10 protein-coding genes are annotated in these 12388 nt (G+C 71.2%); 6 read left to right on the plus strand and 4 right to left on the minus strand.

The annotated features are described in order from the left end of the window. Positions 1-51: 51 nt before the first annotated feature. On the minus strand, positions 52-486 hold the full coding sequence (locus NBZ83_RS04025; RefSeq protein WP_261574360.1) for a nuclear transport factor 2 family protein: 435 nt from the start codon (positions 484-486) through the stop codon (positions 52-54). Between the two features lie 80 nt (positions 487-566). Between NBZ83_RS04025 and NBZ83_RS04030 the strand changes: the two genes are divergently transcribed. Beyond that, positions 567-1196 carry a TetR/AcrR family transcriptional regulator gene (locus NBZ83_RS04030; protein ID WP_261574361.1) on the plus strand — a complete coding sequence of 210 codons (630 nt, stop codon included), beginning with the start codon at positions 567-569 and terminating at the stop codon, positions 1194-1196. Between the two features lie 116 nt (positions 1197-1312). Here the strand turns inward: NBZ83_RS04030 and NBZ83_RS04035 are convergent, their stop codons facing one another. Continuing rightward, positions 1313-2482: an amidohydrolase family protein gene (locus NBZ83_RS04035; protein WP_261566427.1), complete on the minus strand. Its 1170-nt coding sequence runs from the start codon at positions 2480-2482 to the stop codon at positions 1313-1315. Between the two features lie 341 nt (positions 2483-2823). Between NBZ83_RS04035 and NBZ83_RS04040 the strand changes: the two genes are divergently transcribed. Next, positions 2824-3435 carry a TetR family transcriptional regulator gene (locus NBZ83_RS04040; RefSeq protein WP_261566426.1) on the plus strand — a complete coding sequence of 204 codons (612 nt, stop codon included), beginning with the start codon at positions 2824-2826 and terminating at the stop codon, positions 3433-3435. Positions 3436-3523: 88 nt separating this feature from the next. Here NBZ83_RS04040 and NBZ83_RS04045 read toward each other — a convergent pair whose 3' ends face one another. Then, a complete protein-coding gene (locus NBZ83_RS04045; RefSeq protein WP_261574362.1) occupies positions 3524-4768 on the minus strand; it encodes an ABC transporter substrate-binding protein in 1245 nt (414 codons plus the stop codon). 460 nt (positions 4769-5228) lie between these two features. Between NBZ83_RS04045 and NBZ83_RS04050 the strand changes: the two genes are divergently transcribed. The 4 genes from NBZ83_RS04050 (at position 5229) to NBZ83_RS04065 (ending at position 11602) form a co-directional block, all read left to right on the plus strand. Continuing rightward, positions 5229-6026 (plus strand): SDR family oxidoreductase, encoded by a 798-nt coding sequence (locus NBZ83_RS04050; protein WP_261574363.1) that lies wholly within the window; start codon positions 5229-5231, stop codon positions 6024-6026. A gap of 298 nt (positions 6027-6324) precedes the next feature. Beyond that, positions 6325-9114 (plus strand): branched-chain amino acid ABC transporter permease/ATP-binding protein, encoded by a 2790-nt coding sequence (locus tag NBZ83_RS04055; RefSeq protein WP_261574364.1) that lies wholly within the window; start codon positions 6325-6327, stop codon positions 9112-9114. 308 nt (positions 9115-9422) lie between these two features. After that, the gene (locus tag NBZ83_RS04060) at positions 9423-10181 is read left to right on the plus strand and encodes an ABC transporter ATP-binding protein (RefSeq protein ID WP_498041038.1); all 759 of its coding nucleotides are present in this window, start codon (positions 9423-9425) and stop codon (positions 10179-10181) included. Between the two features lie 110 nt (positions 10182-10291). Then, positions 10292-11602: an ABC transporter substrate-binding protein gene (locus tag NBZ83_RS04065; RefSeq protein WP_261574365.1), complete on the plus strand. Its 1311-nt coding sequence runs from the start codon at positions 10292-10294 to the stop codon at positions 11600-11602. 56 nt (positions 11603-11658) lie between these two features. Here the strand turns inward: NBZ83_RS04065 and NBZ83_RS04070 are convergent. After that, on the minus strand, positions 11659-12388 hold a 730-nt coding region (locus NBZ83_RS04070; protein ID WP_261574366.1), incomplete at its 5' end, for a FadR/GntR family transcriptional regulator.

Below are 12388 nucleotides of genomic sequence, written 5' to 3' on the forward strand. Positions count from 1 at the left end.
GGCGGTGCCGCGCGGTTCCGCGGAACATCATGATCGTTGAGCTGGCCGGCGTCAGGCGGGGTTCGTCCGCGGCAGGTCGCCGGCCTCGCTCAGCGCGAAGACCGTCCGGGAGTGGTAGGTGTCGTTGAACTCCCACAGCCGGCCGATGCGCTCGCCCGAGAACTCGAACAGGAAATGGTAGGCCTGGTCGTAGCGCTTGCCGGCGACGGTGACCGCGTGGCCCTCGGTGAGGGCTGCGACCCGGTCGTCCTCGGCGGTGAGCGTGGTGACGGTCTGCTGGATCGGTGCCCGCAGCAGCTCGGTGTTGACCCATTCGATCGACGCGCGCATCTGGTCGCGGTCGGAGAACCGCCGCGTCGACAGGCTGAACCAGGTGGCGTCGTCGGTGAGCAGATCGAAGGCGCCGGCCACGTCGCCGGCGTTCATCCGGTCGAAGAACGCCCGCACCGCCGCCTTGTTCCGCGCCGCCGTACCGGTCTCGACCACCTCGGGATTCCTTTCGTCTGGCCGGCCCTATGCTGAACATTCGTTCAGCTGGCTGGACGGCGATGTGAGAGGGGATGGGGATGTCAACGCAGTTGACCGGGCCGGAGGATCTCACCGCGAAGGCGCGCATCCGGGGGGCGGCCTTCGCCCTGGTCGCCGAGCGGGGGGTGCACGCGACGACGGTCCGCGCGATCGCCCAGCGCGCGGGTGTCTCGCCGGCGCTGGTGATCCACCACTTCGGGTCGAAGCAGGGGGTCGTCGACGCGATCTCGACGTGGATCGTCGAGTACCTGCACCGCAACACCCGCGAACTCGATCGCGGCGGCGACCCGGCGCAGGCGCTGCAACGCCGGCTCGTCCGCTTCGAGCGGATGGTCGCTGAGGTGCCGCTGCTCGGCGCCTACGTCCGCCGGATGCTGCTCGACGGTCAGCCCGACGGCCTGGACTGGTTCCGCCGGGCGGTGGACCTGTCCGCCGAGGAGCTCGCCCACCGGGAGCGCATGGGCAAGGCCCGCCCGTCGACGGATCTGCGCTCCGAGGCGGCGATGCTGCTCATCCTCGGCTTCGCCCCGGTCCTGCTCGGGCCGTTGTTGGAACACGCCCTGGACGTCGACTTCGACGACGAGCGGTCCTGGACGCGGTGGCGCGACGCCGAGTCCGAGCTGCTGACCTCCGCGCTCTACCCCGGTGCCGCCGCCGACACGCCCTGAGCGGCAGCCCCGCGCGGGCCGGGTGGCTCGCGCGGGGCAGGGCCGCTCAGGATGCGGAGTTCGCTAGGAGCGGAGTTCGCTCAGAGGCCGGAGTTCGCTCAGAGGCCGGAGTTCGTTCAGGAGCGGGGGAAGTTGAGCATCGTGCGGGCGTTGGTCTCGGTGATCTTCACGACCTCGTCGTCGGGAATGTTCGCGAGAACCTCGGCGGCACGCTTGCGGCTGTTCGGCCAGTTCGAGTCGGAGTGCGGGTAGTCGATCTCCAGCATGATCCGGTCGATGCCGACCTTGTGCCGGTTCTCCAGGCCGAACTCGTCGTCGATGAAGCAGCCCCAGAAGTGCTTGCGGAACAGCTCGGAGGGGCGGGCGTCGAAGTCGATCGGCTGGTAGTAGCGGTGACGCTCCCAGACGAAGTCGGCGCGCTCGAGGATGTAGGGAATCCAGCCGATGCCGCCCTCGGCCAGGGAGAACTGCAGCTTCGGGTGCCGCTGGAGGACCCCGGAGAACAGCAGGTCGGTGGCCGACCACATGAGGTTGGTCGAGAAGATGGTGATGGCGACGGCGAACGGGGCGTCGGGGAGAACGACCTCACCGGGGATGGCGCGGGTGGCGGCGAAGGAGAATCCGGGGACGTAGCTGCCCGAGCCGAAGTGCAGCGAGATGACCATTCCGGTCTCCTCGCACGCCTCCCACACGGGCTCCCAGGCGGCGTTGTGGAAGGAGGGCAGCCCCAGGGGGACGGGGCTGTCGGGGAAGGAGATGGTCCGGGCGCCCTTGGCTGCGGTGCGGCGGATCTCCGCCGCGGCCAGGTGCGGGTCCCAGGTGGGGATCAGGGCGAGGGGGATGAAGCGGTCCGGCGCGGACGCGCACCACTCGTCGATGTGGAAGTCGTTCCACGCCTGCACGCACAGCAGTGCGAGGTCCTTGTCGGGCGCCCGCTGGAACACGCCGCCGCCGAAGCCGGGGAAGGACGGGAAGCACAGGGCGGCCTGGATGCCGTCGAGGTCCATGTCCTTGACCCGGGCGACCGGGTCGTAACAGCCGGGGATCATCTCCTCGTAGCGGACCGGGTCGATGCCCCACTCCTGCGGCGGGCGGCCGGCGACCGCGTTGAGCCCGACGGTCGGGAAGACCGAACCGTCGTAGTGCCAGACGTGCTTGCCGTTGAGCTCCTCGATGCGCGGGCCCTGCTCGCGCAGCGCCGCCGGCAGCCGGTCCTGCCAGACGCGCGGATGTTCGATGAGGTGGTCGTCCACCGAGACGATCTGATGATGATCCTGCAGCGGCATAAGACGCGCTCCTCGTCGGTGTAGCGGTTTGGCGCGTAGCAGCGTACCCAATGTTGACGAAAGCGTCATCTGATGGCTGTCCGCTGATTACGCGGTTGCGTAGGGCATCCGGGTGCCGACGGGCCGTGCCTGCAGGGCGTTTGTCGCGAGTAACCGGGAGTGGCGCTCGGGCGGCTCGGCAGGCTGGTCTGTCCGGTAGTCCGCCGGGGCAGGTCGTTGGCGGTGCCGTCAACTACCGTTGTACTCCCTTGGGTCGCCGTCGGGACGTCCCTCGCTCGCCGTAGAGTGATGTTCCACGCGCCGTGCCTGGCTGCCCGCCTGCGCCGACGAAGGGAACGTCGATGGCGAGTCCGCTGCGCTACCTCGACGATCCCGTCGCCCTGGAGCGGGAGCGCCAGGCGTTCATCGCCGCGGCCCTCGATCTGCTCGCCGCGACCGACACGGTCGACCTGCGGGTGAGCTGCATCGTGGCGCGCGCCGGGCGGCACAACGCCGCCTTCTACCGGGTGTTCGGGTCGAAGGACGGGCTGACCCTCGCCGTGGTCGAGGAGGCGACGCGGCGCACGGCCGTGGTGGTGGAGCGCCGCGTTGCCACCGCCGGGCCGCCGGTCGAGGCGGTGCGGACCTGGGCGGTGGCGCTGCTGTCGCTGGCGCGGGGTGAGGCCGCGCGGGCGATCCGAGCCCTCGCGCTGGACCGCTACCGCCTGTTGCACCGCTTCCCCCAGGCCGAGGCCACGCTCACCCTCCCGCTGCGCCAGCCCCTGGCCCACACGTTGCGACACGCCCGGCTTCCCCGGGCGGAGCTTCTCGCCGACGCCGCGTTCGAAATGGTCATGAGCCGTCAGGCGGCCTGGATCGCCCTCGACCACCAGCCCGACGCCGACGAGGTCGCCGCCTACGCCGAGCTGGTCCTGGACCTCGTCGGCCTGTCCCGGCGCGGCGCCGTCCGGTAGCCGGCGGGCGAACGCAGAGGTGCCCCGGGGCCGATGGCCCCGGGGCACCCGTCTGCGTGTGCTGCCCGCTACCTGGCGGGCGGGACCGTCAGCTCGCGCCGAGCTTGAAGATCCCCGTGGTGTCGAGGGAACGGAAGTTCGTCAGCGTGCCCTCCTTGTCCGCGTCCGCGATGAATCCCGTGGTGGAGCAGATGTTCGGCGAGACCGCGTTGGCCTTGCCGTTGCACTGGAAGGTGGAGCCGCCGCCGAGCGGGTACGTGGTGGCCGGCATGGTGTGCAGCGCCGTGGCGATGGCCGCGGGGGTGACATCCGTGCCGGGCGCCGCGTTCACGCCCCGCACCAGGCTCAGCATGCCCTGGTAGCCGCTCATGCTGATCGCGTCGAACTTCAGGCCCTTGCCGTAGGCGCTGAGCACGGCGTCGAACAGCTTGAACTCGGGCGTGGAGGGGTCGACGTTGGCCTGCGCGATGATGTTGACGCCGGAGTAGCCGCCGGGGATCGACGCGCCGTGGTCGGCGCCGATGCAGCGATCCAGCGCGGTGATCGGCTGGGTGATGCCGAGTGCCTTGATCGCCTTGATCGCGCTGGAGCAGAACGTCGGGTCACCGATCACGTGGTACATCGCCGGCTTGTTCTTCAGCGCGGTCTGGACCTGTGGGGTCATGTCGGCGGTGCCCGGCGGGATCGCGATCACCTGGGTCTTGGCGCCGGCGTTGGCGAAGAACGGCGGGACGAGCTGCTTGGCCGGGTCGCTGGCCGCGGGCACGTCGATGACGAACACGGCGGCGCTGGTCAGCTTCTTGTCCCGGGCGAAGGCGGCCGGCGTGCCGAAGGAGGCCAGGGGGTTGCCCCAGATGAACACGTTCTTCGTCGACAGGGTGGCCTGGGTCGCGACGAGGTTCATGCCCACCGGGATGCCCGCCGGTGCGACGATCTTCAGCCAGGGGTCGGTCTGCCCGGGGCTGCCGGCCCCGACCGCGGCGACCTTCTCCCGCAGGAACTGGTTACCGCAGGCCTGCGCGTTGGCGGGGACGGACTTGTCCTCGCAGGTGACGAGCTCGATCTTGTGGCCGCGCAGGCCGCCGAGGTGGGCGTTGGCGTAGTCGGTCACGGCCTGGGCGGCCCGGATCTCGCCGGAGGTGTCGACGGCCTGCGTCTGGCCGGTGCTGACCCAGCCGATCTTGACCGGGGTGCCGGTGGCGGCCTTCGCGGGGCCGAGCAGGCTGACGTCGGCCTTCGCCGCACCGTTCGTGCTCCCGCCACCGCCGCCGCCGTCGCTGCCGCTGCTGCCGCAGGCCGCCACGCCGGTGGCGACCGCCACGGCGAGCGCCACGGCCGACAGACCGGCGCGGGCGCGCCCGCCTGATCGGGACAGGTGACCGTGGGGACGGGTCGGACATGTGCGCCGAAGCGGTAATCGCGACCTGGAGATATGCACGCTGGAACTCCTCGTTGTGTTCGGGAAATGACCGGGGGTTGGCCCGGGTGGTGCTGGAGGGGCTCGTGGGCGACGCGGCGGGTGGGTTCGTCGAACCTCCGACGCTTCTCCCGGCCGGCGGGCGGCGTGGTCCGCGTGAGAACGGCGCGCGGGACCTGTGGCTGCATCCGGACGCCAGTAGGCCGACGCCCGGTCGCGATTGTGGCTTAGGTCACGTTGAGTTGTCAATCGACTGTTGTGATCACTGTTGTGGGCGTCCGGTCGGCGCGCGTGCCAGGATGGGGAACACCGTTCCCGACCGGTGGGCGCGGGACTCGGCGGCAGGGGCGGAACCGTCTCGGAGGAGAAGCAGGCTGTGGACCTTGGCATTCGCGATCGGGTGGCGCTCGTCGTCGGCGGCAGCAAGGGGATCGGGCTCGAGGTGTCGAGGATGCTCGCGGCGGAGGGCAGCCGCGTCGCCGTCGTCGCGCGCACGCAGCGCCACATCGACTCCGCCGTCGAGTCGATCGCGCAGGCCGGTGGCGAGGCGGTCGGGGTGTCCGCGGACATGAGCACCGCCGAGGGCATCGAGTCCGCCGTCGCCGAGGTCACCGACCGCCTCGGGCCCCCGCTCATCGTGGTCACGCAGGCGGACTTCCACGTGCGCGGCTTCTTCGCCGAGATCACCCGGGCGGAGGACTACGTCGACTCCTACCGGGTCTACACGCTCAGTCAGGTGCACATGCTGCGCGCGGTCCTGCCGGGGATGCAGGAGGCCGGGTTCGGGCGCTACGTGCACATCGGCTCGGCGACCGCCAAGGAGCCGCAGAGCAAGCCACCGCACACGGTGGCCAACGCCACCCGGCCCTCCACCGTCGGCCTGCTCAAGAGCGTCGCCGACGAGTACGCCCGCCACGGCATCACGATCAACACGATCGCCCCGGGCTGGATCGCCACGAAGACGACGAACTGGTACCTGTCGACGCACGAGGGCCTGACCGAGCCGGCCGCGCGCCGCGAGTGGATGATCGACACGGCGGGGGTGCCGGCGGCCCGGCTCGGCGAGCCCGAGGAGATCGCCTCGTCGATCGTCTACCTGTGTTCACGCCAGGCCGGCTACCTCACCGGGCACTACATCGCCGTCGACGGGGGCCACCACCGCTCGGCCTTCTGACGGCGCTCGGGCCACCCGCGCGGGGCGCTGCGGACGCAGCGTGACGGGGGCCGCGTCACGGGGGGCGCAGCGGCCCTGCGCCGGGCCGCGAACCCCCCGTTTGCCGGTCGTTCTGCCGCAGGTCACGGCATCGCTTGACAGGCTGTGAAGTAGCACACAACAATCCAATGAGTTTAACTCAATCGGGGGGCTGGCAAGATCCGTCACGCGCCCCGACGGTCCTGTCGAGGCGCGGTGATCCGTGACCTGCGCAGGCCTGAGCGCCCCTCCCGCTCTGGGACGACCTGCGGAGTGACTTTTGAGTCAACATATTGTTTTCCTGCTCCTCGGCCTCGGCAACGGTGCGGTGTTCGGTGCGCTCGCGCTCGCCCTCACCATCACGTACCGAAGCTCGGGGATCATCAACTTCGCGACGGGCAGCATCGCGCTGCTCGCCGCCTACATCTATGCCTACCTGCGTTCCGGCGAGCTGATCAACCTGATCCCCGGCACGCCGACGACCATCGACATCGGTGGTGACTTACCGATGGGTGCCGCGCTGCCGATCGCGGTGGCGCTCTCCGCCCTGCTCGGCCTCGGGCTGCATCTGGCGATCTTCCGGCCGCTGCGCAACGCACCGCCGGTCGCGAAGGCGGTGGCCTCGCTCGGCGTCTCGCTGGCCATCACCGCCCTGATCGCGGCGCGGATGGGGACCACCGCCGTCGCGGTCGACCCGATCTTCCCGACCGACCTGTGGAAGGCCGGCTCGATCAACGTCCCGGGCGACCGGGTCTATCTGGCGATCACGGTGCTCGTGCTCGCCACCGCGGTATCGATCGTGTTCGCCCGCACCCGCTTCGGCCTCGCCACCCGCGCGACGGCGTCGAGCGAGAAGGGCGCCTACGTCAGCGGCATCTCCCCGGACCGGGTCGCCGCCGGCAACTGGATGATCTCCTCTGCGGCGGCCGGGCTGGTCGGCATCCTCATCGCGCCGATCGTCCCGCTGATCCCCGTCTCCTACACCCTGTTCATCGTCCCCGCCCTGGCGGCGGCGATCATGGGTCGGTTCCAGCACGTCCTGTGGGCGACGATCGCCGGCATCGTCATCGGCGCCCTGCAGTCCGAGGCCCAGTACCTGCAGAACAGCTACGGCTGGCTGCCCTCCTCCGGCCTGCCGGAGCTGGTCCCGCTCATCCTGATCCTCGTCGTCCTCGTGGTGCGCGCGCAGCCGCTGCCCGGCCGAGGCGCGGTGATCACTCGTAACCTCGGCCGTGCTCCTCGACCTCACAACGTGGTGCTGCCGACCGTGGTTCCGACCGCGCTCGGTGTCGTGGGCCTCATCGCCTTCACCGGCGACCTGCGCGACGGGCTGATCTCCACGTTCGTCTACGCCGTCATCGCACTGTCGGTCGTGGTCGTCACCGGCTACGCCGGGCAGGTGTCGTTCGCGCAGCTCCCGCTGGCCGGGGTCGCCGCCTTCCTGGTCGGACCGATCTCCGAGCACCTGCACATCGCCTTCCCCTTCGCACCGATCGTCGCCGCGCTCGGCGCGACCGTGGTCGGCGTGGTGATCGGCCTGCCCGCGCTGCGCATCCGCGGGCTGACGGTCGCGGTGGTGACCTTCGCGCTGGCGTTCGCGCTGGAAGCGCTGTGGTTCCGCAACCTCGACTTCGTCGGCTCGTCGGGCGCCTCCGTGCCCAACCCGGAGATCTTCGGGTGGAACCTCGGCGTCGGCAGCGGTTCGGACTTCCCCCGGGTGACCTTCGGGGTGCTCTGCCTGCTCGTGCTCGTGCTCGTCGGGCTCGGCGTCGCCTGGCTGCGCACCAGCACGCTGGGCTCCCAGATGCTCGCCGTGCGCGCCAACGAGCGCTCCGCCGCCGCGGCCGGCGTCAACGTGGTGCGGGTCAAGCTCGCCGCGTTCGCGCTGGGGGCGTTCATCGCCGGCATCGGCGGGGCGCTGCTCGCCTACAAGTTCGGCAACGTCACCAACGACCCGTTCACCGCCATCGTCGGGCTGACCTTCTTCGGCACCGTCTACCTGGCGGGCACCACCTCGGTCTCCGGCGGCATCCTCGCCGGGGTCACCGTCGTCAACGGGCTGCTCTACGCACTCGTCGACAAGGTCGTCTCCACCGGGGTCTGGTACGAGGCGGTGGCGGCGCTGCTGCTGATCCTCACCGTCATCCTCAACCCCGAGGGCATCGTCGGCCCCGCCCACCAGGTGATCGAACGCCGCCGCTCGCGGGCCGCGGGCACCCGGTCGGACGCGCTCGTCGCGCCCGAGGACGCCGTGGTCGCTCAGGCCGGCGAGATCGTCGCCGACGCCGCGGCGGCCTCGGGGCCGGCCATCGTCTTCGACGACGGGGCCGAGCCTGTGCTGACGGTCCGCGACCTCACCGTCCGCTACGGCGGTGTGCTCGCCGTCGACAACCTGTCCCTGTCCGTGCCACCGGGGCGGATCGTCGGCCTCATCGGCCCGAACGGCGCCGGCAAGACGACGGCGATCGACGCGATCAGCGGGTTCGCCCGGGCCACCGGCAGCGTCGCGCTCGCCGAACAGAACCTGTCGGTACTGCGCCCGCACGAGCGGGTCCGCGCCGGACTCGGCCGGACCTTCCAGGCGATCGAGCTCTACGAGGACCTCAGCGTCCGGGAGAACGTCAGCGTCGGGCTGACCGCGGGCGCCTCGCGGCGCCAGACCGGCAGTTCCAGTTCCGAGGAGGTCGCGGCAACCCTCACCCTGCTGCGGCTCACCGCCGTCGCCGACCGTCCCGCTGGCGAGCTCTCCCAGGGCCAGCGCCAGCTCGTCTCCATCGCCCGGGCCCTCGTCGGGCGCCCCCGCGTGCTGCTGCTCGACGAACCCGCGGGTGGCCTCGACACGGTCGAGAGCCACTGGCTCGGCCAGCGGCTGCGCGACATCCGGGCCAGCGGCGTCACGATCCTCATGGTCGAACACGACATGAGCCTCGTGCTCAGCCTCTGCGACGAGATCCACGTGCTCAACTTCGGCAAGGTCATCGCGCACGGCACCCCGGCGGACATCCGCAGCCATCCCGCGGTCGCCCAGGCCTATCTCGGCAGCACCCACGCGGAGGAGGTGTCGGCATGACCGCGACGAACGAGCCGACTGCGACGGACAAGCCGATCGTGAGCGAGCCGGCTGGGACGAAGGACGCGGCGGCGACCAGTGAGCCGGCTGCGGCGGACAAGCCGATCGTGAGTGAGCCGGCTGCGGCGGACAAGCCGATCGTGAGTGAGCCGGCTGCGGCGGACAAGCCGATCGTGAGTGAGCCGGCTGGGACGAAGGACGCGGCGGCGACCAGCGAGCCGGCCGGCACGACCGAACCGGTCCTGGTGAAGGAGCCGGCCGCGGCGAGCGGACCGGTCGCGGTGAAGGAGCCGGCCACACAGAGCCCGGTGACGGGCACCGCCCCGTCCTCTGCCGGGGCGGGCGCGGTCACCCCGCTGCTGGACGTGCGCGGGCTGGAGGCCGGCTACGGCGCGGTGCGGGTCGTCCGCTCGCTGGACCTGACCGCCGACAGCGGGACCGTGCTGGGTGTCCTCGGCCCGAACGGCTCCGGCAAGACCACGATGATGATGACCCTCGCCGGGCTGCTGCCGCGGCTGGGCGGCGAGGTGCTGGTGGACGGCACGCCCGTGCCCGGGGGGCGGCCGGCGGCGGCGAACCGGGCCGGCGTCGTGCTCGTCCCCGACGACCGGGCGCTGTTCTCCGACCTCAACGTCCGGGAGAACCTCGTCGTCGCGCGGCGTTCCGGCGGATACAGTCTCGATGACGTCATGGAGCTGTTCCCGAGTCTGGGCAAGCGGCTCGACGTTGCGGCGGGTGCGCTGTCGGGTGGCGAGCAGCAGATGCTCGCCGTTGCCCGGGCACTCGTTCAGAAGCCGCGCGTGCTGCTCATCGACGAGATGAGCATGGGTCTCGCGCCGGTGATCGTCGAGGGGCTGCTGCCCGTGGTCCGCCGGATCGCCGACGAGACCGGGGCCGTCGTCATCCTTGTCGAGCAGCACGTCCAGCTCGCGCTGGAGGTCGCAGACCAGGCCGTCGTGCTCGTCCACGGCGAGGTCGTCCGCAGCGGGCCGGCCGCGGACCTCGCCGCCGACCGTGCGGGCCTCGAGGCCGCCTACCTGGGAGCCGAGGCGGGCGCTTCCGCCTGACTCCCCATCTTCTTTCCGGCCCGCAGCACGCACCATCCGCGCGGTCCGTGGGCCGTCTGGTCCACGGACCGCGTAACCATGTAGTGATCAAATGACTAAGGAGCACCACCGTGCGTTTGTTACCGCTTCGTTTCACCGCGGCCGGCCGGCTGGCCGCGCGACCGCGTACCCGCACCGCGCTGACCGGCGTCCTGCTTGCCACCTCGCTGGTGGCCGCCGCCTGTGGTGGTGGTAGCAGCGGCGGTGGTAGCAGCGGCGGCGGGACGGTGAAGGCCGACTCGGCCCTGCTCGGTCCGGCGAAGGCCGCCACCGGCACCCCGGTGAAGATCGGCTGGATCGGCACCGGCCGCACCCAGGCGGTGGACGCCTCCGCGGAGGAGAAGTCGGCGCAGGCCGCCGCCGACTACGCCAACGCCCACCTCGGCGGGCTGCGCGGGCACCAGATTCAAATCGTCAGTTGTGAGGACAAATCTGTCCCCGCGGACGCCCAGGCATGTGGCAACACGTTCGTCCGGGAAAAGGTCTCCGCGGTGGCCGGCGGTAGCCCGGGGCAGGCCGACCCCTGGATCAAGATCGTCTCTCCCGCCGGGATTCCGACGGTGCTGAACCTCGTCGCGACGCAGACCGCGCTGTCGACGAAGAACGTGTTCCTGCTCGGCAACCCGCTCGGGCCGTTCGGCACCGCGGCGGCGTACGCCCGCGAGGCCAAGCTGTCCAGCGCGGTCGTGCTCGTCATCGATGTGCCCGCGGCCAGTGGCCCGGCCAAGGCGCTCTCGCCGATCTTCTTCGCCAACGCGGGGAGCAAGGCCAAGGTCATCGCGATCCCGCCGGGTACCGCGGACATGACCCCGCAGATCCAGTCCGCGCAGAAGGACAAGCCCGCGCTGTACCACGTCACGGGTGACCCGACCTTCTGCGCCAGCGCGATCAAGGCGATCAAGGCCCTCGGCATCAAGGCCACGATCACCGCGCTGGACCGCTGCGTCGGCACGGACAAGGGGGCCTCGATTCCCGGTGGCTTCGAGGGCGTGAAGATCATGGGTCAGGCCAACCAGGACCCGACCACCGCCGAGTACAAGCTGTACTCGGCAGTGGTCGACGCCTATGGCAAGGGCCTGAAGACCAACGACGCCTACACCATCAGCGGCTACCAGGGCATGCTCGGCCTCATCCGCTCGGTCAACGCCGTCGCGGGCACCGACGTGACCCCGGCCGGGGTCGCCAAGGCGATCCAGACTGCGCCGGCCACCCCCTACCCGATCGGTGGCGGGGCGACCTTCCAGTGCAACGGCAAGGCGAGCCCGGTGTCGCCGAACATCTGCTCGACCACCGGATTCGTCGCCGACGCGTCCAAGACCGGGACGTTGTCGAACTTCCGCACCATCGACGCGACCGGAATCTACAAGCTCGGCGCGAACTGACCCGCTCGTGAGCTGACCGCCGAGGGCGTGGGCCGCGTGACCCGCGGTTCACGCCCTCAGGCGAGCAGGTCCAGGGTGGCGGCGTTGCGGCCGCCCCCGTCGAGGTAGGCGGCACCGGCGCGCAGATGGCGCCGCCACAACGCCTGCGCGCCCGCGGCGTCCCGCTCCTCGAGCAGGTCGACCAGGGCGTGATGCGCCCGAACCGCCGCCCGCTCGGTGTCGGCCTGCACCGACGTCCCGAGGTCGCTCTCGACCGCGGACCAGGTGGCGCGGTCGACGATCTCCCTGAGCATGCCGACGAGCAGCTCCAACGTCTCGTTGCCCGCCAGCCGGACGACGAGGGCGTGAAAGTCGTTGTGCAGCCGGACCGTCTCGGCCGGATGGGCACCGCGGCGCTCCACCGCCGCGCGCAGCAGGCTCAGGTCGGCACGGGTGCGCCGGCGGGCCAGCAGCCCCGCGACCGGCGGCTCCAGATACAGCCGCGCCTCCCACACGTCGGCGACGGTCGTGCCGCGATGCTCCAGCACCAGCCCCGCGTAGCGAGCCGCGACCCGAGGGCTCGGCGTCTGCACCCGCGCCCCGCCGCCCGCGCCGCGGCGCACCGTGATCAGCGACTCCGCCTCCAGGATGCGCAGCGCCTCCCGCAGCGTCGGCCGGGACACCCCGTACTGCGCGACGAGCAGTGCCTCCGTCGGCAGCGCCTGCCCCTCGACCAGCTCGCCGCGCACGATGCGCTGGCGCAGGTCGGCCGAGACCAGCTCGGCCATCTTCGGCACCCGCATCCGC

It is taken from the genome of Frankia gtarii, assembly GCF_025403375.1.
Lineage (GTDB): Bacteria > Actinomycetota > Actinomycetes > Frankiales > Frankiaceae > Frankia > Frankia gtarii.